Source organism: Methanococcoides sp. DA23 (assembly GCF_057593895.1).
The window spans coordinates 961,266-982,438 of the sequence record NZ_CM172520.1 but is presented as its reverse complement, the minus strand read 5'-3'; the positions used below and the strand labels follow the sequence as shown (position 1 = coordinate 982,438).

Here is a 21,173-nt window from a genome sequence, read left to right as displayed (position 1 = left end):
TGCGGGGGTCGCCCAGCTAGGTCAAAGGCGCCAGACTTAAGATCTGGTATCGAAGGATTTCGAGGGTTCGAATCCCTCCCCCCGCACTTAATTTAATGGATATAGGTAACAGTAAAAAACCGAACTCTAAAAATAGAATCCAATACCTAAAAAAACACTAATATTAGAAAGTTATTGGTGGTTTAAGCAGAAAGTTCACCGTAAACTTTCAATAATGCTATTGTTTGGAGAAAATCGGACTATTTGGCTTAATTTTCAAGTAATCGTTTTTGCCGTAATTAATTAAATACAATCGATTTTTTGACTTTCTCATGAACACTCTATTTGAAACGTACCACAATCATTTTATTTAGAGCTGAATATTATATTATTCAAATACTCAAAAGGTTATATATGGATATAAATCTACAAGCGTTTAAAATAAAGAGGGTGTACCTATTAAAATCATTACAATAACTACTATATTTTTACTTCTGCTTGTTTTTAGTTGTTTCAATTCAGCTGCAGTAGACGTAACGCTTCAACCATCAACTCAGTCCGCCATACCCGGTGAAAACTTCACAATAGATGTTTTTGTAACACCAGATACTGCAATTGCGGGATTGCAGTTCGATCTCGATTTTGACAGCTCAAAAATACAGATTGACAGTGTATCTGAAGGCATGCTCTTAAGCCAGAATGGAGCTTCAACATTTTTCAGTGACGGAAGCATAGACAACAATGCAGGTATCCTTTCAAATGTTTACGGTTTGATACTGGCTCCTTCAAGCATCATAGAACCTGAGTCATTTGCAAGCATTATAATGAATGTAAAAGAGCAGGCTACAAGCACATCAACAATTGGTCTGAAAAACGTTATCATAAGTGACCCATCAGGAAATCCCATAGATTTTGTGATCAAAAATACTACTCTGAATATTAACGAGGTCCCTGTGGCAAGTGAGCCAAAGGAAGTATTCTCTGATAGCTTTGAGCAGGGTGAATGGAACGGACTCTGGACTGAAGACAGCCAAAGCGACTGGTTTGATTCAGTTCAGCAGGCTAAAGACGGCAGATTCTCTGCTGAAATCGATGGCCGAGCTACTGATGCAGCATTAACCTCCAAAGATATAGATCTGGATGGCAAAACAAGCGCTACAATCACCTTCTCCTGGTATATTGAAAGTGGCCTCGACAACGGAGAATACCTTGCATTTGATGTGTCCACAGATGGAGGAACTACCTGGACTGAAAAGGCAATTTTAAGAGGGAATGTTGACACTGAAAACATCTGGCACGAAGAAAGCATTGACCTAACTGACATAAACAACCTCAAGATCCAATTCAGGGGAAAGATGAGCAATTCGCGGGAAGATGCATTCGTTGATATGGTTAGCGTAGTAACAAAATAAGCAACAAGCCGCTGAATGAAGATGAAATTTAATGGTGTCCGATCCGGACACCAAACCTTTTTGAATTTGAGTCAGATTCTTTTTTGAATTTACAACATACAAATTATCATATGATGGCTCTTATACGAACTAAAACTGAAATTAGCGAACGTTGTATTTGTGAATGGACCAGTTCTGGAAAATTCACAGATCAAACATGGTCTGGTTCAGCCTTTACGTATACCTTTTCCCCTTTGTACTTGATATTAAGTATCCTATGATATGGGATCATGGTATCTGGAAAAAGCGTGAAGAATAAGTGCCCAATATCTACTATATCCTCTCCTGAAACCGTTTTAGTATTTCCAGGCACACCCCTGTGGATATACTCTATGCTGCATTCGCTTATATCCATGCCTTCCTTCCATTTCAATTCATTGAATATGTCCCTCGGACGTTTTGATCTTATTTCATCATCCATAAAATACCTTCCAGAAGGTCTAATATGTAGATAGCAAAAAGATTCCAATACAGACCCCCACGATCTATTGGATTCCCATCCGTTCCCCTCAATATTATTTAAGATACTTTTAAAATAAATAGTTATTGAAACTGTTTCCCCATCACTTCAAACCATTGAACAGAACAATAATGCACTACGTTGAACATACTGAACATGCCCCATGCATTAGATCTTCTTAGTAGAAAATGTGTCATTCCAGGAAATGGACTTACATATTTTCGGCCGGGATCAGGAGCATTGACGATCTTGCTGACTATCTGAACAATGAACAAAGGTATTTTCGTCACTTTAACTTAGGGATCATTGATATTGAAAAAAAAGGTAGTGGGTGCAAAATATTGCAATCCACTATTTTATTATGCTTTAAGTGCAAGCAGCGAAAGACCCAGTTTCTTTTCCAGATCCTTTACTTCTTTAGCAGCGTCTTCATTTAAGTCTGCATACTTGATATCTTCATCTGAAAAAGCAATTAAGGCTATACCTAATTTACTTTCCAGCTCATTGATAGCTTTCAGATTTTCGGTGTCAATTTTTGAATAACTCCACATTTTTAAAACCCCCAATAGAATATACATTCGATTAGCTAATATATGTTGTCTCTGAAAATCCCATATATATAATTAATATTGGATATATTATTGACATCACCAGTCGTCAGAATATTTACATCGATACTCTTATTTTCTCATAGAACAAAAATCATGTAAGGGTAATTTGAATGAAAGGCACGTTTAGTATTTATTTTCTTTAACCAATTTTCAGGGATGGACTTACCATGGTGTTGTCTGAAGAAATGGAATTTCGGCTCATATCATTTGATTCAATGGGTGCCAAATCATCATGCACTCTTGTGAAAACCCCTGACACCAGCATACTTATCGACCCCGGAGCTGCGATCATGCAAAAGAGTTTTCCACTGCATGACCCGGAAAAACAATTTTATCTACTACGCGCTATAGAACATATCAAAGAAGAAATGAAAAAGGCGGATCATATCGTGATCAGCCATTATCACTTTGATCATTATATGATAGATGAAGAATCATGTGGGATCTATCTCAATAGTGATATGTGGATCAAGGATCCAAACCGATGGATCAACCATTCGCAGTGGGAACGTTCCCGGGATTTCCTACGATCGATGAGCAAGGTCAATAAGACCCATCTCAAACACTCCCCACCAGGACAAAAAGAGTACAATGATCCAGTGGAATGTCTACCTATAGCTTTTTCCAAGGATTTCGGAAATTATCAGGAACGAAGGGAAGAACTAGTATCAAGCTGGAGAAAACGATTTTTGAAGATGCAGGAGCGCTGGTCCTCTGGCAGATGGGTTGAACCGGTATCTTCCAGGATGCATTTTTCAGACGGGTCAGGATTTGAAGTTGGTGATACCCGCGTACGTTTCAGCCGCCCCCTTTTCCATGGAATAGAATATTCTGCAATGGGATGGGTGATCGCCACCATCATAGAATATGGAGGTAAAAAATTAATTCATACATCGGATCTGCAGGGACCAAATATTGAAGACCATGCCCAATGGATCATTGATGAAGAGCCAGAAATATTGATACTGGATGGTCCAGCAACCTACCTTTTTGGTTATCTACTCAACAGGACAAACCTTGATCGAGCCATAAATAACCTCACCCGGATCATCAGGGAATGTACCCCAGATCTCATTATATACGACCACCATCTTTTGAGAGATCCGCTTTACAGAGAGCGTACTGCAAAGGTATGGGAAGCAGCAGATGATATGAATGTCAGTATAATGACAGCTGCTGAATACAATGGACTTGATCCTGTTGTTTTAAGATCAGTGGAAGGTAATGTATGATCCGAAAGATCAAGGTGCATCATCAAATTCCAGAGGACACTCACCAAAATGATCTGCGATATTTTAGTGGTTGGCTTTATATTGCGTGAACTTCTAATATTTATCAAGGATTATAACGTAATATATTTAGATATTATTGAGGCCGTGTTTAAAAGATCGATCAACAACAGAAGATCTGACAGTACCGTCAAATCACAAAATATAGATAAAGATCATTAAAATAACAAAATGGAGAGTATTGGAATTGGTATCATCCACGATCATCCTTGTTCTTTTACTGGTGGCATTTGCAGCTATTCACAGCCTTACAGCAAGCCTTCCATTCAAAGGCATGATGTTGCGAATTATGGGTTCCGGGGCAGAAAGATATTATATGCTAGCATACAGCCTGATCTCAGTACTAACAGTATTGCCACTCGTATATCTGCTCTACAAATACCCGGGACCGATACTCTACATAATACCTTCTCCCTGGCGATGGCTCATGGTAGGTGGACAGTTGATCGGTGCACTCATTGGAGCCAGAGGTTTGCTAGATGCACCCCACAGATTCAAGATAAGAGCACAGTTATCTACACCAAATACTCCTGAAGCAGGTTCCCTGGATATTCAGGGCATTTTCCGATTCATAAGGGACCCTTTCCTGCTCTCAGGACTTATTATTATATGGCTTACCCCCTTTATGACCGTCAATCTACTCGTCATATACATTTTTTCCACCATATACGTGTATCTGGGTTCCCTACATGTGGAAAGAAGACTGGTGGCACGGTTTGGTGATGAATACCGGGAATACCAAAAAAGGGTCCACAGGATCATCCCTCATTTCAAAGGACAGTATTAAAAACGTATTGAACTTCTATTGACCTCCGACATTAAACACCAGCAACCTAGCTATTCAATAAGCTCAAATAATTATAGACACAACTATATTTATTGTATTCAGCCCACGTAAGAAACCAACATGAGCACCAAGACCAACTATTTCATCCGATCTGGAAGCATCTCATGGAGATCGAACCATATTGAAATCCTTCATAAATGAAATTTAATGGTTCATCCTTTTCCTGTAGAGCTATTGCATATATCATCGGCAGATAATGGTCAAGTGTCGGCACTGCAAGGGATGATCCTTCACCCATGTTCCAATGATCGATGAGATCTTTATGGTTCCTGTTGATCAAGTTCGATCTTACACTTTCATCAAAATTGACAGCCCATTCATAGGGTTCTGCATCAATGTCTTGAAAATCGATCAAACCCAGATTATGTACTATGTTACCACTGCCTATGATCAAAACTCCTCTTCTGCGCAATTGTCCAAGCTCAGCTGCCAGATCATAATGTTGCTGGATCAATTTCGGGTGCCATTCGTTGAAGGAATAGTCCAGGCTCATTTCAAATACGGGAATGTCGGCATTGGGATACATGTACTTTAAAACAGCCCAGGATGCATGGTCTATTCCCCACTCGTTATTACATTTAACCGGCGCCTTTTGCACAAGTTCCGTTACAAGTCTGGCTCCATCGGGTGACCCCTGACACGGATATTTAACCTTATAAAGCTCATCTGGAAATCCATAAAAATCATAGATAGTTCTTGGCCTTTCATTGCATGTGACACATGTACCATTTGTTAACCAATGTGCTGAAATGACCATTATTGCCCTTGGCCTTGGTAAATTCTTTCCAAGTTCTGTCAGTCTGTCTGTGAAACTATTTTTCAGAATGATATTCAAGGGCGAACCATGACCTATGAATAGAACAGGCATTTTCTCAGTTCCAGATAAATTTTCATTTATGCTCCCTTCCATTGTTTAACCCCAGTAAAATAGAAACTGCATTCTTTAAATATTTATTTCGACCGATCAATTGAGGTCAGTAAAGAGTTCTTTAAAACTGAATTATATAAACTATGCTTGAAAGAGCGGGATTTCAGAACCAATATTCACTATAATTAAGAAGAAGAACAAGACCTCAACAACTTAAGAGCCTGAAGAATATCAAGTTATTACCTTTAATGTGCAGAATTAATTGTGATCTTAGCTCATTAACCACCAAGATTATCTCTTATCAATAAGATGGGTCAGATAAATTCCACCGATTTTTACATTATAACCAGAGGTATAACGTGTCATTTGATAATTTAAATTTAATATTTCCGCTTCAGCGGGCATTGACCGAGGAAGGATATACAACCCCTACTCCGATACAGGAACTATCCATCCCCCATCTTTTGAATGGTAGGGACATGATAGGTATCGCTCAGACAGGTACAGGCAAGACAGCTGCATTCATATTACCGATCCTTCATAATATGTCTGCATCCCACAAGACAGTGAAGCCGAGAAGTCCACGAGTGCTCGTGCTTGCACCCACAAGGGAGCTTGCAGCTCAGATAGGAGATAGTTTTGCCACGTATGGCAAATACACCCGTTACAAGCATACAGTTGTATTCGGAGGTGTAGGGCAGACACCACAGGTAAAAGCTCTCTCAAAGGGTGTGGATTGCCTTGTAGCAACCCCGGGCAGACTACTGGACCTGATACAACAAGGCCACATCAGGCTTTCCAGTGTGGAGTATTTCGTCCTTGATGAAGCGGACAGGATGCTTGACATGGGTTTCCTCAACGATGTGAACAAAATTGTCGATATGCTGCCAAAAAAGCGTCAGTCCCTTTTCTTTTCAGCTACCATGTCCCCGGAGATATCCGCACTTGCCAGGAAGATGCTCAGCAATCCTGCACAGGTAGAGGTTACCCCACAGGCAACAACCGTTGAGCGCATAGAGCAGTTCATCTTTTTCGTGGATTCGGATAACAAGAACGAATTGCTTTTGCATTTACTAAGAGGCAAGCATCTGGACTGTGTCCTTGTATTCACACGTACAAAGCACCGTGCAAATAAGGTCACAGAGATGCTTAACAAGAACAATATCAATGCAGGCGCTATTCATGGCAGCAAGTCCCAGACCCACCGTACAAAAACACTTCAGAATTTCAAGTCCGGACAACTTCGTGTACTGGTTGCAACAGATATAGCTGCCCGAGGAATTGATATCGAGGACATATCACACGTGATAAACTATGACCTTCCGAATATCCCTGAAAGCTACGTGCACCGCATAGGACGTACAGCAAGAGCAGGAGCGGAAGGAACAGCTTACTCATTCTGTGCAGCTGATGAGCGTGATTTCCTTCGTGAGATCGAAAAGCTCACCGACATGGAGATAGAGGTCGCAGAGCATAGTTATCATTCCGAAAAGGCAAAGAATGCCACAGGTGACGACGCAAAGCCAGCTCCTAAGCAACAAAGAGGACGACCGGGAAGTGCAGGACCTAAAAGAGGCAGGGGCAAAAAAGGAGAAGGAAAAGGTAGAGGCAGTAAGAGTAGTACTGGCAATAAAGATAGTAAAAATAAGGGTGGAAGATCAGAGAACACCAATAAGGGCCAGGGTAAGAGTACTACCTCCAAGAAGAACTCAGGTCGAAATTCCGGTCGAGGCGCAGGTAAGCCCAAAAGCAGTCAGTAATTGAGCATTTTTTCAGTTCATGGATATATTCATGGGCTGAAAATGCCAATGTATGTTACTGACCTCATTCCAAAAAAAGAAAGTGATCTCAATGAGGTATATCATCCAGTTAGCCATAGTTCTTGCTATATGCTTTATGGGTGACATACTCCATGATTTCCTCAACCTCCCGATTCCCGGGAATGTACTGGGAATGATGCTATTACTGGTCTTTCTAATAACTGGAGTTCTCAAGCTATCCATGGTAGAGGATGTGAGCAACTTCCTGCTGAAGCATCTCTCATTTTTTTTCATCCCGGCAGCTGTAGGCCTGATTACCTCTTTCTCCATACTCGAAGGAAAATGGACTATCCTGCTGTTCATATCCATTATATCGACCTTCATCATTACAATTGTGACAGGTATAACAGTACAGATACTGATGAAAAGGAGACGAACTGTTGACTGAACTGATCTCTTATCTGGTGGGATCTCCGATCTTTGGCATAGGGATATCCCTACTAACATTCTATGCAGGCAGCCTTATCTACAAAAGGACAGGTTCCCCCCTGCTGAACCCACTTGTACTGAGCATGCTGATAATAATTGGCCTTCTGCTGAGCTTCCACATAACCTTTGATGATTACAACAGGGGAGGTCAATACATATCTTTCTTCCTTGGACCTGCCACTGTTATCCTGGCTGTACCCCTGTATAAGAAAATTGGCCTCCTTAAGGAGAATGTCATTCCAATAATTGCAGGGATCAGCGTAGGCTCTGCAGCAGGTATAGTAAGCATAATAGTCATGTGCAGGATGTTCGGGCTTGATGAGCTGTTGAGCATATCCATGATACCAAAATCAGTTACAACGCCCATAGGAATAGAGATATCAAACCAGCTTGGAGGTATACCATCCATAACTGTTGCAGCCATAGTCTTCACAGGAATAACAGGCGTTCTGATGGGACCACTGGTATGCAAATTGTTCAGAATAGACGACAAAGTGGCAGTAGGAATTGCCATAGGAACCTCGTCCCATGCCCTCGGTACGACCAAGGCAGTTGAGATGGGAGAGACCGAGGGAGCCATGAGCGGGATCGCAATTGGTATTGCCGGATTGGTGACCGTTTTCCTTGCTCCGATACTGGCTAAGGTATTGATGTGAGAGAAGTCAGTAGCTTTCAGATATTGTTTGAGGTCATTGAAACTGGATATGAAGGGATTTTGATCGTCATTCACCATTTCTAATCAAAGATGAGCTATTGAATTTGAGAGAACTAATAAACATATATATGGGGAAATAGTTGTTGAACAATGTTTTGTGGAATGCAAGCATGATAATTAAGAACCACACCTTTTTACCAAACTATCAAAAAGAGATATTCGATGAATCAACAAATATCGATCATCGAACCAATTTAAATCATTCATCATGTCGAAAAATCATTTCATTTTCTCGGACATAAATTTCATGCATTCGCTTGATTCCATTACAGGGAAACTATCGAAATAGCAGATATCCCTCCAAGGGAACATAGCAGCAGCATAAGCTTCAGCGTCCTCTGCATCATATACAAGGATGTGTCGGCAAGTAGATAGGTCCTCCCATTCACCGATAACCTTAATTCCTTCTGGATTTTCCCAGTTTGAAAAACGCTCTATAACTTCTTTCTGGTCCTTTGGCTCCCATGTGACTATGTCCATAAATAACATTTCTTAACACTCCCCTTTAATTCGCATATAGTTCATCGATTTGATCAATTACAACCGAAACCCCCTAGATTGCGGCTGAACCAGGTAAGGAAATTTCATGTCAGTTATCCCAAACCCACATAAAATAAAAACATTCTAACATATAGTCTTGTTGATGTAAAATATTTAGATGGTATTAAAAATTATAATTCAATGTATATTGAAATAAAAACCTTTTGAAATGAACAGGAAGGATATTGTTCAGAATAAACGACAAGGTAGCAGTGAAAATTGTCATAGGAACCTCATCCCATGCCCTCGGTATGACCAAAGCCGTTGAGATGAAAGAGACCGAGGGAACCATGAGCGGGATCGTAATTGGTATTGCCGGATTGGTGACGGTGTTCCTTGCTTCAATACTGGCCAAGCTCTTGATGTGAGATAAGTTAGTAGCTTTCCTATATTGTTCGAGGGATCTATCAAAGATATATATGTGGAAATAATCGTTAAAAAATAGATTGATCAACAAAATGTTGATCATGAACCAATTAAGATCATTTCATGTTTTCTTCTGCAAATTTTATAGCTTCTTTTGGATCCATTACAGGGAAACTGTCGATATAGCAGATGTCCCTCCAAGGGAACAAAGAGGCAGCATAAGCTTCAACATTCTCTACATCATATACCTGAACAATCCTACAGGTCGCGATGTCAAGCCATTGCCCGATCATCTTAATTCCCTCTGGATCTTCCCAGTTTTCAAAACGTTTGTGCATCTCTTCGTTGTCCTTTGGATCCCATGTAGTTATGTCTACAAATAACATTTCTTAACACTCCCCTTTAATTAGCATATAGTTCATCCATTTGATCAATTACAGCCGAACCCCCTAGATTACGGCTGAACCGGGTAACAGAATTTTATATCAGTTATCCTAAACCCACTTAGAAGAGAAACATTCTAACATATAATCTTGTTTATGTAAAATATTTAGATGGGATTAAAAATTATAATTCAAGGTATATTGAAATAAACCCTTTGAAATGAACAGGGAGGACAATATGCTTGTGTAGCAGATAGACAAAAAAATAGGGTTTCATTTGTCCGATCACATTATCCATATCTTCCTCCACATCAATTTTTACTATTACTTCATCTTCCTTTTTGTTACCAGGTTGTATATCAAAATTAATTAATAGGTTTAAAACATATTATTTATTACCGTGCCATAAATAGCACGGTGAGGCAGTGAATCAGAAGGTAGAACGCCATTGGGTATGAAAGCCCATAAATATTCAAAGTTTATTTGGCATTTGTAAATCCTTAAAAGGTCGACCTGAGACGGGGAGAATACAGTTGGGCAGGGTCGCCCAAAGATTGCCCGGTGCGGTCGGCAATTCGATCCCTGATCACTGCCATTAAATTACTTTTCTCACACATAAAGATCGAGAGTTATAAGTAACTCTAAAAAATCAAACTCCTAAAATTAATTATTAGCATCGCTTTTTTGTTTTGACATTCGCTTCAAACCATTCCTTATATTGTTGTGATTTCATCCGGCACATGATGATCAAATTTAGGTATGGACCGGAAATATCTCAATTTTGTAAGAGCTTGAGATTCGAATCATAGTAGTCTTACTAAATGGCGAGTATACAGTTAAATTCAAAAAAGTGAACTCAGCAAACTTATTGCAGTAATGAAGAAAATCCATTATTTGCCTGCGGAGAGGATTTGCCTTAAAATGAAGCATAATTGGATGTTTTTTATGTTTTAAGCTACTATTTAGAGTTTATTTACAATTTAGAGTTAATATATAATATTAAATTTGTATTAAACAAAATATATGCATTTATATAATTATTTATTATTTAATATTTGATTAATATTGTTTTTATCAATTTTAATCTGTACATTCATGAAATAATCTATTATAAGCATATATTTTTATCCTAAAAGTGCTTAAATTATGCCGAAATGTATCTTTTGACACAGTTCACAGATCAAGAGGGTAATGCCTGATGAAGAGTGAAGTAAAATACAATAACAGTAAAGACAAAAATAGGCCAAGATCACTTGGTCCGGTATCGCATCTGGAAGAACATGTAAATCCAGAATGGTGGAAAAAGATATTTAATTCTCTTTATCTTAAGACTGATTCGGACATGGTGGAAGATGCTTCCATAACCAGGCAAGAGGTCGAGACTTTCAAGACAATCCTCGACATAGCACCTGAAAGCCATGTCCTTGATCTGTGCTGTGGTCAGGGAAGACACTCCCTTGAACTTGTACGTAGAGGTTTCAGGAATGTGGAAGGTTTCGATAGATCACATTACCTCATCCAGAAAGCAAAGAACTCGGCGAAAAAAGAAGGTCTTGCTGCCAAGTTTAGGGAAGGTGATGCCAGAAAGACCCCATATGGCACAGATTCATTTGATTCCGTGATGATCCTTGGGAATAGTTTTGGTTACTTTGAGACCGCTGAAGAGGACCTGAGAGTTTTGCAGGAGGTCAGAAGGATACTAAAACCCCGGGGAAGGGTCCTTCTTGATGTTGCTGATGGTTCATACCTCAAAGATAACTACCATCCAAGGTCATGGGAATGGATCGATAAACACAATTTTGTCTGCAGAGAGAGATCTATCTCCCGTGATGACCAAAAGATGATCTCAAGAGAAGTCATTGTCAATGAAACATCAGGTGTTGTGGCTGATCAGTTCTATGCAGAACGTCTCTATACCGCAGAGACCCTCGTAGATCTTTTAGAAAAAGCAGATTTTACCAATATAGAAGTTATCGATTCCGTCAAGTATCAGACATTGAGGAACCAGGACCTTGGCATGATGGAAAAGCGTATCCTTGTCGCGGCATCTGCCCATAAAGAATGGACGGAGCTAAAGAAGAAGGTAAAAGAGCTTGATAAGAATGTCGTTGTGATCTTTGGTGACCCCAAAAAGCAAGATTTACTAAAGCCCTGCGGTATTTTTGATGAGGATGATCTCTACACCATTGACCAGCTAAAAGGGAATCTTAAAGATCTTAGTGGTTACTCGTTCAAATATCTGGATAACCACGATACGCTCATCTCCGATCTTTTAAAGTTTAAAGGAAAAATTGATTTCGTTTTCAACCTATGTGATGAGGGTTACAACAATGATCCAAGAAAGGAATTACATGTGCCTGCATTGATGGAAACTATCAACATCCCTTATACTGGCTCAGGCCCTCAATGCCTTGCTTTCTGTTACGACAAGTCACTCGTAAGGGGAATTGCCAAGGAGCTGGGTGTCGCGGTCCCTGAAGGAATGGTTGTAAAGGCTGAGGATAACCTGTTCAACCTCCCAATGGATTTCCCGGTAATCGTAAAGCCGAACTTCGGCGATTCAAGCTTTGGGCTCAACCAGCACAGTGTTTGTAACAGCCATGATGATGTGGTAAGGGCCATATATGAGATAAGGGAAGGTCTGGGTTATGATAAACCGATACTCATCGAAGAGTTCCTTACAGGAAAGGACCTGAGCATAGGCATCATAGGAAATCCGCCTGAAAACTATACAATACTCCCAATAATCCAGGAGGACTACTCTCAGCTACCCAAAGACATGCCCAGACTCTGCGGTTATGAGGCAAAATGGATCCCTGAATCACCTTATTGGAACATAAGGTCCGTGCCTGCAGATCTTCCTCCTGAAACAGAGGAGATCCTTATAGAGAGTAGCTTGAAGCTGATAAACAGGCTTGAGTGCAGGGATTATACTCGTCTGGACTGGAGACTGAACAGTGCAGGTATACCCAAACTCCTTGAAGTCAACCCTAATCCGGGTTGGTGCTGGGATGGTCATCTGGCTAAAATGGCAAAGATCGCAGGGATATCCTATGGTGAAATGATCGCACAGATACTGAATAGTGCAGATGAGAGGATAGTATCTTATAAGTGAGATCAATATGGCTCTCGGAATGATTTTAAGACCGGCATATACCGGTCTTAAAATCTTTTGCCATTCAATATTAAGCAGATGTTCCTTTTAAAAAATTATCCCACATATTCATAAGCTCGCATATATTTTTGATATATCGAGTCCTTTGTATGAGGGGGGACAAGTATAACACAGATTATCTTTATTTTATGGAATACACAACCTAATAATATAGGTGTATTTTTATTTTATAGGCTACAGTCAATGAAAAGTGACTGAAAGTATCCATATGATTCAATATCCATGTGCTTTTTTGTGCAAATTTTGGATGTCAAATTATAGATACTATTTTAAAGCCGAAACTTTACCCGTGGTTTTTCAATGGAAAAATACAGTAAGCAACAAAAAGAAATAGCAACAATGATAGATTCTGATGACTTTCTGGATAAGTGGAAAGATTGGAATTGGCAATTAAAACATTCAATTCGGGATATTGAAACTTTCGAGCGACTGCTTGGAATAAATTTTGAGCCACCTGAGAAAGAGAAGCTCAAAGAAACGCTGGAAAAATTCCCATTATCCATCACACCTTACTATCTATCATTGATAGATTCTGATGATTTCAGAAATGATCCCATTTTCCTCCAGGCATTTCCTTCACCTGAAGAACTAACTGTATCAGTGGACGAACTTGAAGATCCCCTTTCAGAAGATACAGATAGCCCTGTTGAAGGTATAACTCACAGATATCCTGATAGAGTTCTTTTCCACATAAGCAATGTTTGTTCCATGTATTGCCGCCATTGCACCCGTAAAAGAAAAGTTGGGGATATTGATTACATACCTGAAAAAGAGAAAATACTCGAGGGTATAGAGTACATTAGGAACACTCCCCAAATAAGAGATGTATTGCTTTCAGGCGGGGATCCTTTAATGTTGTCTGATGATTTTCTGGATTGGCTCCTTACTGAACTAAATAGCATCCCTCATGTGGAAGTGATCCGTATTGGCAGCAGGATGCCGGTTGTACTTCCATACCGAATTACAGATGAGCTTGTGGATGTTTTGAAAAAGCATCATCCTATCTGGCTAAATACACATTTCAACCATCCCAGAGAAATGACATTTTCATCCAGACAAGCGCTTAAAAGGCTTGCAGATGCCGGCATTCCTCTTGGAAATCAAACCGTACTGCTTGCAGGCGTAAATGATTGCCAGAGAATTATAAAGAAGTTGGTTCATAAGCTGGTCCAAAATCGTGTTCGTCCATATTATCTGTACCAATGTGATCTTTCAGAAGGCCTGTCCCATTTCAGGACACCCGTAGGCAAAGGAATAGAGATAATGGAAAATTTGATTGGCCATACAAGTGGGTTTGCAGTCCCTACTTATGTTATTGATGCCCCTCATGGAGGAGGAAAGATACCGGTCATGCCCAATTATATCATCTCCTGGTCGACAAATCGTGTTATCCTTCGCAATTATGAAGGTGTTATTACCACCTACAAAGAGCCGGAATCATACAAACAAATATATTGTGATCGAAATTGTGAAAAGTGCGATCTACAGCTTAAACTTGACGACGCTACAGAGTATAAGGGGATTGGCATTTCCAAACTGCTTGCGGATTATGATGACACCACAAGTCTTGTTCCTGAAGATAATGAGAGGATGGAGAGAAGGGTTTGAAGGATACTGTTGAGAAGATCGGTAACTCCATTATCCAGCATGGGAAGTATAATGATCGCATATATCTCATGAGATCGGATCCAGAAGACATACCTTCACTTCTGGATAAACTGGATGCTCTTGCAGAAAAGGAAAGCTATTCAAAGATATTCACAAAGGTTCCGGAATCTTACAAAGAACTTCTTTGTGATAGAGATTATCTTTGTGAAGCAACCATCCCACGATATTATGATGGGAAAGAAAATGCAGTGATAATGAGCAAATTCCTTGATGATAAGAGAAGCATTGACTGTTTGAATGAAATGCATGAAAATGTCATAATGACAGCTCTATCAAAAAGAAATGATCAACAGACCAATATTCCATCTGAATACTCGATCAGAATATGCGATAAAAGTGATATTGCGCAAATGGCCGATCTGTACAAGAAAACATTTGAGACATATCCTTTTCCCATACATGATCCCGATTACCTCTTAAGAACAATAGAGGATAATGTAGTGTATTTCGGAGCTTTCAAAGAAGAAAAAATTGTTGCACTCTCTTCTTCTGAAATAGAATACGGTCACTCGAATGTGGAAATGACAGATTTTGCAACATTGCCTGAATTCCAGGGAAAGGGCTTATCTTCATATTTGCTTAGAAAAATGGAAGATGAAATGAAAGCAAAGGGCATCAAAACTGCATACACAATTGCAAGAGCCAGCTCTTATGGAATGAATATTGTGTTTGCAAAATGCGGATATGAATATTGTGGAAGACTTGTGAATAATACCAATATATCTGGCAATATTGAAAGCATGAATATTTGGTATCGAAACATTCAGATCGATTGATATTTATTTATCGATCATCTTTTTTTCGTGTGAGAAATATCTCTTATTTCATTATTACAATTTAGTCTCCTTTTTTGTATTCATATTCGAGCCGTTCATAGTATTGTTGTGATCTCATACAACACATGATGATCGAATTTATGTATGGACAGTCAACATCTCAATTTTGTAAGAGCTTGAGGTCCGAATCATAGTAGTCTTACTAAATGTCGAGTATACAGTTAAATTCAAAAACATGAACTCTACAAACTTATATTAGGAAGAACTACAAATGTTCTTTGTTAATTGATATTAGCAAGGGATAGGGGGATGTGAAATATGCTCACATTAAAAGATTCCGTAACAATAGACCTACCTCCAGAAGTTATTTTGGAATGGCTTGATCATTTTTCAGAAAATTACACATCCTGGCATAAGGACCATATAAGTGCAAAATGGATCAAAGGGAAGAATTTTGAGAAGGGGGCGATCCTTTACGCTGAGGAATATCTCGACGGTAAACTGGAAAAATTAAGTTTTGAAATAACCAAATTCACAAAAGGTGAATTGATAGAATACAAAACCCTATTCCCACATTCCATTATTTGTCCATGCGGGTCTTTTTCCATAGAATCTCACAATAGTAATGGAAGTGTATTCACCGCCACCCTTTCTTTTCGATTTGGATGGTTGCTTTCAAAAATTGCTAAAAAAAGAGTTGATGCTATCAGGACACATATGAAAGAAGAGGGAGAAAATCTTAAAGAAATATTAGAAAAGTCAGGTAATTAAATCATTTTAATATTTTTATTTTTATTTATTTATTTTAATGTAACCAATGACACACCAAGAAATACTAAAAACCAACTTCTCAGGAAACTCGCCTGAAAATATATGAATTTGCTGTTTTTGTGTACCCTATTCCTTTCCCAAGTTTTTCGAGGTATTCTTTTGTTATCTGGATCTGCTTCTTCGGAATGAAATAGGATCCAAGGTTCTTTTCTGTGATGTGATAGTTACCATCTTTTACATAAACAGCAGCTATGAATTCATAATCATCATCTATGAATGCCATTCCGGCATCTCCGTGACTATTATTTGCAAGCAGGACCCCGCCTGTTCTCAGATATTTTTTACATGCCTGTGAAACAAAACCGGCATATTGTGAGATGAGTAGATCGTAACTCTTTTCTTTAAGATCAAGGGGTTGGGAATAATCAGACGATATGAAATGGAACACCGGATCCGTATCATAGGTCTTTTTCTTCGAGATCATATCAGCAACTGAGCTTTTTTGTTCAAAGAACTTCTTTGCTCGTTGATCACTATCCACATATACGACTTCAGAAATGAAAAAAGAAGGGGTTATATGAACAAAACTTCCCGGATAGAGAGCGTTATTAATGTTGAATCTGGATCTCAGGGATTTAAATAGATCTGCCCTCTCAAAATTATTGTCAACATAGAATTGTCTGTATAATCCTTGCACATCGACTTTCATATAGGTTATGAAGAGTTGTCATCTTATAAATTCGATCAGATTCTTTGAAGATCTATCTTTAATTTGAAGTCATGTCTCCATCATTGCCGTTTTTATGACCACGTCTGCTAGGACCTGAGAAGGATGTATCAATGGAACAGACACTTCTTCTTCAATTGAAACCAAAGAAAGTTCACTGCAACCAAGTATTATAGCCTCTGCCCCCTGTTCGGTCAGCGCTTCAATTACTTCTAAGATCTCGTCCCTTGAACTTCCAGATGTATATCCTGCTTTTATTCCCTGTTCACCATAAATTGAATTCATGACCTGCTCTTGTAGATCATCATCCGGAGTTAATATTTCGATCTCATTTATTGCTTCATGATATAGTCTGGTTTTCAGTGTGCCGGTAGTGGCCAATAAGCCGATCTTTTTAAGATCTGGAAATGCGTTAGAAATGTATGATGCCGTTTCTGAGATCATGTTTAGTATGGGTATCTTTGTGCTGTCCTGTAGTTCAGAATAAAAATAATGCATAGTATTACATGGTATTGCTATGAGCTCTGCACCAGCATTTTCTAAAATATGGATAGTTTTTTGTGCTTCAGCCACAGGGCTTTCCCCCATTCCAAGGATCGCTTGCGTACGATCTGGAATATTGGAGTTATTATCCACGATGATCCTTAAATGGTCCTGATCCTTCCTGGCAGGAGTGCTCTTGATCAGTTTCAAGAAAAAATATGCCGTCGATTCAGATCCCATACCACCTAAAATACCAACCGTTCTATCACTTGCTTTAGCTGTCATAATAACCCCCAAACTTCCCCTTTTGCCATATTTCCCAACTCGCCCAAATGCTTTAAGGAAAAATTAGATCTTGCAAAAGAAAGCTTAAATTAAATTTATGCCCATCCCAATGAACACAGTTTTAATTGGGCTATTAGCATAAATTGATTTGTATTTTTATCATCAACCACAAAAATACATTACCTCAATTTTCGAACCTATCTACTATATGTGAATTCAAACTAAAGGCCTCCAATGATCTCGAATTCTGCTTCAACCAGCATTCCGTGATGTCAACCACTTTTTCCACGGCATCCACTATTACGCTATCAGCAGTTGCTATTACTGCATGTGCTCCCACTTTCTTGAGATCGAGATCCACATGTTTGGAGGTCCTTGCATCTGCTTTGAATGTATGATCTTTGGACCTTTTGCGAATAAGCTCTGCAAGTATTCCACTATTGCTCATCTGGGAGTCAAGAAGGATGTTGGCTGACCTCACTTTCAAAGTCGAGAGTGTTGATAACATCTCATCGACTGCCATGCAAGTAGTATCCGTGATCTTGTGATTACTGAATATTCCACTTGTATCCCGCAGGAATCCATCGTCTGCAAGCCATAGGGGATTATTTTTGAGTGCGGTCTCTATGGTTATCAGGACATTATAGCCGTCAACAAAGACATCGCATCCTTTTAATTGGGAGCATTCGAGCTTCTTCTTGTTGCGTTGGTCTGCTCTTTTAGGTGAGAAAACAAGCCTTGTGAGTATTTGCCTTTCTGGTTCTGTTAATCGGTAATGGTTGCTCACAAAGGAAATTGCACTCTTTCTCTTATATCCTCTGGAGAGAAGATACCTTATGTCAATTGCAGGTTCTGAAAGCTTTTCTTTCAGCTGATCGGCTGGAAGTAATTGTCTATCAGACATTGCAAATAGTTTGCAAAGAGTAAGATTTATAGATGTCGCACACCAATCTATTATTTTGATGAATAGAGATGTTGATAGAGATGAGAATGACCAGCTTGGTGCAGAGATAGACCCTGCAGACCCATTGACTGAGCTCCAACTTCCAGAACCGGTCCTTACTGGCAACATTTCAATCGAACAGACCCTTACTCAAAGGCGGTCCGTTCGTTCCTATTCCAACAATGAGCTGTCTCTTTCGAATGTGTCCCAAATTCTGTGGGCTGCGCAAGGGATGACACAGGACATGTTCTTTAGGACAGCACCGTCAGCAGGTGCCCTTTATCCGCTTGAGGTATATCTGATCACTGGCAATGTAAAGGGACTGGACGTTGGTGTGTACAGATATCTTCCCTCCAGGCATTCACTGATACAGATCTGTGATGTTGACAGAAGGGATGAACTTTGCAGGGCTTCGTTGTCACAACCACATATAAGGGATGCTGCTGCGGCTGTCGTGATCGCAGCGGATTACTCACGCACAACGATAAAGTATGGAACACGCGGGATCAGGTATGTACATATAGAAGGGGGTTGCGCTGCTGAGAACATCTGTTTACAGGGAATGTCACTTGGCATTGGGACGTGTGTGACGGGTGCATTTGATGATGCGAAGGTTGCTTCTATCATTAATCTGCCAATCAATGAAGAGCCATTGCTGATATTGCCGATAGGGTATTTGTGACATCATACCTTACTCATGTACCTTATATACATCACTTCAATTTTATATATCATACAAATACTTTAAAACTTAAGCGATCCTATCTTACTATCGAAGCAAATACAGCACATCTTATCATTGAATATTCGCTGTAAAAAGATCGTTCCCGCTCGAACATTAAGATGATAAATAATACAACTCTAAAATGGAAGAGAAATATATAATTATATATTCTCTAACAAAAAAGGAAATGGGGCTTAGATGATCAATAGTGAAGATATCGAAACAATTATAAACAGCAGTCAAGCAGTCATATTCTTGTGGAGAACCGATGAGGACTGGACTGTTGATTTTGTATCAGAGAACATACTCCTATTTGGTTATGACATGGAAGAATTTGAGGATGGGAAATTAAAATATGCAGAAATAATCCACCCTGATGACATCGACCAATTAAAAGAGAATTTTTTAGAATATACTAACAAAAGCAAATGTGTGGGATTTACACGTCAGTATAGGATCATAACTAAATTCGGAGATGTACGCTGGGTCGATGAGAGATCACTGATAATACGAAATGAGAATGGAGATATAGATCACGTCCAGGGAATTATTTTTGATATCACAGAGAATAAAAGAACAGAAGAAGCACTACGTATCAATGAATTACGCCTGGAAACCCTTCTCAAACTTAATCAGATGAGTGCTCACTCAGTAAAAGAAATAATTAAATTCACACTTGAAGAAAGTCTCAAGATCACAGGAAGTGAATTTGGATACTTTGCATTGTTGGATCAATCTGAAGATATCCTTACAATACATTCCGTGGCTGGAACTGCGATCAAAAACTGCGATCTTAAAACAAACCAGCGAATTTATCCTGTTGAACAAAACGGATTATGGTGGGAAGCCATCAGACAAAGACAACCTGTAATTACCAACGATCCCCGTTCAAGCTCATCAAGAGGAATATACCCTGAAACGCACTTGGACCTTATCCGTCACATGAATGTTCCAATATATGACGGGCAGAAGATCGTGGCAGTCGTAGGAGTGGGAAACAAAAGGTCCGAATATGAGGATTTCGATGTTAAGCAACTGAAGCTGTTATTCGAAGATATGTGGAATATCATTCACCGTAAAGAACTGGAAGATGCCCTGAAATTGTTCTCGAAAGATTTTGAAAAAGCAAACAATGACCTGAGATCAATAAACAGCATCAAAAGGGAATTCATAGAGAGCAAGGAAGATCTATCCACTTTGATATGTGAAGGGAGTTTTGTAGAAAAAGAAACACTCAGGTCACTAAACGAGCAACAAAACAAAGCTGTGGAGATCGCAATAAAAAGCTCTGAAAAATTAAAGAGTATTGTTGATTCTTTATTATATGTAGACGTGGAACAATTTGGGAAGAAGAACTACAACCCATCCCAGGTAAATGTTCGTTCAATTCTTGAAAATGCTGAGATGAATGTTATTTTGAGGATCAATGAAAAGAACATAACATTAACAAAAAAAATACCTGATGAAATTACCACCATAACGGCTGATAAGGACAAAATTACAGAAGTACTTACACGAGTTATTGAAAGTCTTATACAGTTCATCCCTGAAAGCGGAAATATTAGCATTGAAGTATCTGAAGAAGATAATAATGTTAATTTTGACCTGAAAGATAATGGTTTTGGAATCCCGGAACCAATTATATCAAACCTGTTCATCAGATTTTACCAGATTCAAGAGGAAGACAGTTCTGTATCAAGCAAAGTTTATGAGGAGCTGAAATCAACGTTCTATCTGTGTAAAAATATAATAGAGACCCACGGTGGAGAACTCCGGGTCGAAAGCAAAGAAGGCCAAGGGACAGCAATTCACATCAGTTTGCCAAGAGATGAAACTTTATAAATATAACAATTGATTTAATTA

Annotated in this window: 21 protein-coding genes and 1 tRNA gene; 14 read left to right on the top strand and 8 right to left on the bottom strand. The window is 39.2% G+C overall.

What is annotated here, in order from left to right; all coding sequences use genetic code 11:
• Position 1 precedes the first annotated feature (1 nt).
• Together AC20MK_RS04885 and AC20MK_RS04880 are read left to right on the top strand one after the other, a co-directional pair.
• Positions 2 to 86: transfer RNA gene (locus AC20MK_RS04885), tRNA-Leu, on the top strand.
• A gap of 351 nt (positions 87 to 437) precedes the next feature.
• A complete protein-coding gene (locus AC20MK_RS04880) occupies positions 438 to 1,391 on the top strand; it encodes a cohesin domain-containing protein (protein ID WP_487357063.1) in 954 nt (317 codons plus the stop codon).
• A 190-nt stretch (positions 1,392 to 1,581) separates the two neighbouring features.
• Here the strand turns inward: AC20MK_RS04880 and AC20MK_RS04875 are convergent, their stop codons facing one another.
• Together AC20MK_RS04875 and AC20MK_RS04870 are read right to left on the bottom strand one after the other, a co-directional pair.
• Positions 1,582 to 1,851: a DUF504 domain-containing protein gene (locus tag AC20MK_RS04875; RefSeq protein ID WP_487356860.1), complete on the bottom strand. Its 270-nt coding sequence runs from the start codon at positions 1,849 to 1,851 to the stop codon at positions 1,582 to 1,584.
• Positions 1,852 to 2,249: 398 nt separating this feature from the next.
• A complete protein-coding gene (locus AC20MK_RS04870; RefSeq protein ID WP_487356859.1) occupies positions 2,250 to 2,441 on the bottom strand; it encodes a hypothetical protein in 192 nt (63 codons plus the stop codon).
• A gap of 227 nt (positions 2,442 to 2,668) precedes the next feature.
• Here AC20MK_RS04870 and AC20MK_RS04865 point away from each other — a divergent pair, with 227 nt between their 5' ends.
• Both AC20MK_RS04865 and AC20MK_RS04860 read left to right on the top strand, forming a co-directional pair.
• On the top strand, positions 2,669 to 3,733 hold the full coding sequence (locus AC20MK_RS04865) for an MBL fold metallo-hydrolase (RefSeq protein WP_487356858.1): 1,065 nt from the start codon (positions 2,669 to 2,671) through the stop codon (positions 3,731 to 3,733).
• A gap of 244 nt (positions 3,734 to 3,977) precedes the next feature.
• Entirely contained in the window at positions 3,978 to 4,577 is a 600-nt protein-coding gene (locus AC20MK_RS04860; RefSeq protein ID WP_487357062.1) for a methyltransferase family protein, read from the top strand.
• Between the two features lie 142 nt (positions 4,578 to 4,719).
• Here AC20MK_RS04860 and ygiD read toward each other — a convergent pair whose 3' ends face one another.
• Entirely contained in the window at positions 4,720 to 5,547 is an 828-nt protein-coding gene (gene ygiD, locus AC20MK_RS04855; RefSeq protein ID WP_487356857.1) for a 4,5-DOPA-extradiol-dioxygenase, read from the bottom strand.
• A 317-nt stretch (positions 5,548 to 5,864) separates the two neighbouring features.
• Here ygiD and AC20MK_RS04850 point away from each other — a divergent pair, with 317 nt between their 5' ends.
• The 3 genes from AC20MK_RS04850 to AC20MK_RS04840 all read left to right on the top strand — a co-directional run bounded on the left by AC20MK_RS04850 (position 5,865) and on the right by AC20MK_RS04840 (position 8,410).
• A complete protein-coding gene (locus AC20MK_RS04850) occupies positions 5,865 to 7,265 on the top strand; it encodes a DEAD/DEAH box helicase (RefSeq protein WP_487356856.1) in 1,401 nt (466 codons plus the stop codon).
• 91 nt (positions 7,266 to 7,356) lie between these two features.
• Positions 7,357 to 7,713, top strand: a complete 357-nt coding sequence (locus tag AC20MK_RS04845) for a CidA/LrgA family protein (RefSeq protein WP_487356855.1) — start codon at positions 7,357 to 7,359, stop codon at positions 7,711 to 7,713.
• Entirely contained in the window at positions 7,706 to 8,410 is a 705-nt protein-coding gene (locus AC20MK_RS04840) for an LrgB family protein (protein ID WP_487356854.1), read from the top strand. Before AC20MK_RS04845 ends, AC20MK_RS04840 begins: the two co-directional genes overlap by 8 nt.
• A gap of 278 nt (positions 8,411 to 8,688) precedes the next feature.
• Here the strand turns inward: AC20MK_RS04840 and AC20MK_RS04835 are convergent, their stop codons facing one another.
• Positions 8,689 to 8,958, bottom strand: coding sequence for a DUF3303 domain-containing protein (locus AC20MK_RS04835; protein WP_487356853.1), 270 nt, complete (start codon positions 8,956 to 8,958; stop codon positions 8,689 to 8,691).
• A 236-nt stretch (positions 8,959 to 9,194) separates the two neighbouring features.
• Between AC20MK_RS04835 and AC20MK_RS04830 the strand changes: the two genes are divergently transcribed.
• Entirely contained in the window at positions 9,195 to 9,377 is a 183-nt protein-coding gene (locus AC20MK_RS04830; RefSeq protein WP_487356852.1) for an LrgB family protein, read from the top strand.
• A 114-nt stretch (positions 9,378 to 9,491) separates the two neighbouring features.
• On the opposite strand, the gene AC20MK_RS04825 is transcribed toward AC20MK_RS04830, so the two are convergent.
• On the bottom strand, positions 9,492 to 9,761 hold the full coding sequence (locus AC20MK_RS04825; protein WP_487356851.1) for a DUF3303 domain-containing protein: 270 nt from the start codon (positions 9,759 to 9,761) through the stop codon (positions 9,492 to 9,494).
• A gap of 1,195 nt (positions 9,762 to 10,956) precedes the next feature.
• On the opposite strand from AC20MK_RS04825, the gene AC20MK_RS04820 reads away from it, so the two are divergent.
• From AC20MK_RS04820 to AC20MK_RS04805, 4 genes are all read left to right on the top strand, one after another.
• Entirely contained in the window at positions 10,957 to 12,873 is a 1,917-nt protein-coding gene (locus tag AC20MK_RS04820; RefSeq protein ID WP_487356850.1) for a methyltransferase domain-containing protein, read from the top strand.
• 360 nt (positions 12,874 to 13,233) lie between these two features.
• A complete protein-coding gene (kamA, locus tag AC20MK_RS04815) occupies positions 13,234 to 14,541 on the top strand; it encodes a lysine 2,3-aminomutase (protein ID WP_487356849.1) in 1,308 nt (435 codons plus the stop codon).
• On the top strand, positions 14,538 to 15,377 hold the full coding sequence (ablB, locus tag AC20MK_RS04810) for a putative beta-lysine N-acetyltransferase (protein WP_487356848.1): 840 nt from the start codon (positions 14,538 to 14,540) through the stop codon (positions 15,375 to 15,377). The genes kamA and ablB overlap by 4 nt, the downstream gene beginning before the upstream one ends.
• Before the next feature lie 318 nt (positions 15,378 to 15,695).
• The gene (locus AC20MK_RS04805; RefSeq protein ID WP_487356847.1) at positions 15,696 to 16,148 is read left to right on the top strand and encodes an SRPBCC family protein; all 453 of its coding nucleotides are present in this window, start codon (positions 15,696 to 15,698) and stop codon (positions 16,146 to 16,148) included.
• Between the two features lie 79 nt (positions 16,149 to 16,227).
• On the opposite strand, the gene AC20MK_RS04800 is transcribed toward AC20MK_RS04805, so the two are convergent.
• From AC20MK_RS04800 to AC20MK_RS04790, 3 genes are all read right to left on the bottom strand, one after another.
• The gene (locus tag AC20MK_RS04800; RefSeq protein ID WP_487356846.1) at positions 16,228 to 16,857 is read right to left on the bottom strand and encodes a hypothetical protein; all 630 of its coding nucleotides are present in this window, start codon (positions 16,855 to 16,857) and stop codon (positions 16,228 to 16,230) included.
• 69 nt (positions 16,858 to 16,926) lie between these two features.
• Positions 16,927 to 17,643 (bottom strand): cysteate racemase, encoded by a 717-nt coding sequence (gene cuyB, locus AC20MK_RS04795; RefSeq protein ID WP_487356845.1) that lies wholly within the window; start codon positions 17,641 to 17,643, stop codon positions 16,927 to 16,929.
• A 184-nt stretch (positions 17,644 to 17,827) separates the two neighbouring features.
• Positions 17,828 to 18,547, bottom strand: a complete 720-nt coding sequence (locus AC20MK_RS04790; RefSeq protein WP_487356844.1) for a DUF434 domain-containing protein — start codon at positions 18,545 to 18,547, stop codon at positions 17,828 to 17,830.
• A 58-nt stretch (positions 18,548 to 18,605) separates the two neighbouring features.
• Between AC20MK_RS04790 and AC20MK_RS04785 the strand changes: the two genes are divergently transcribed.
• Together AC20MK_RS04785 and AC20MK_RS04780 are read left to right on the top strand one after the other, a co-directional pair.
• Positions 18,606 to 19,268, top strand: coding sequence for a SagB/ThcOx family dehydrogenase (locus AC20MK_RS04785; RefSeq protein WP_487357061.1), 663 nt, complete (start codon positions 18,606 to 18,608; stop codon positions 19,266 to 19,268).
• A 240-nt stretch (positions 19,269 to 19,508) separates the two neighbouring features.
• The gene (locus tag AC20MK_RS04780; RefSeq protein WP_487356843.1) at positions 19,509 to 21,152 is read left to right on the top strand and encodes a sensor histidine kinase; all 1,644 of its coding nucleotides are present in this window, start codon (positions 19,509 to 19,511) and stop codon (positions 21,150 to 21,152) included.
• The last annotated feature ends 21 nt before the right edge of the window (positions 21,153 to 21,173 follow it).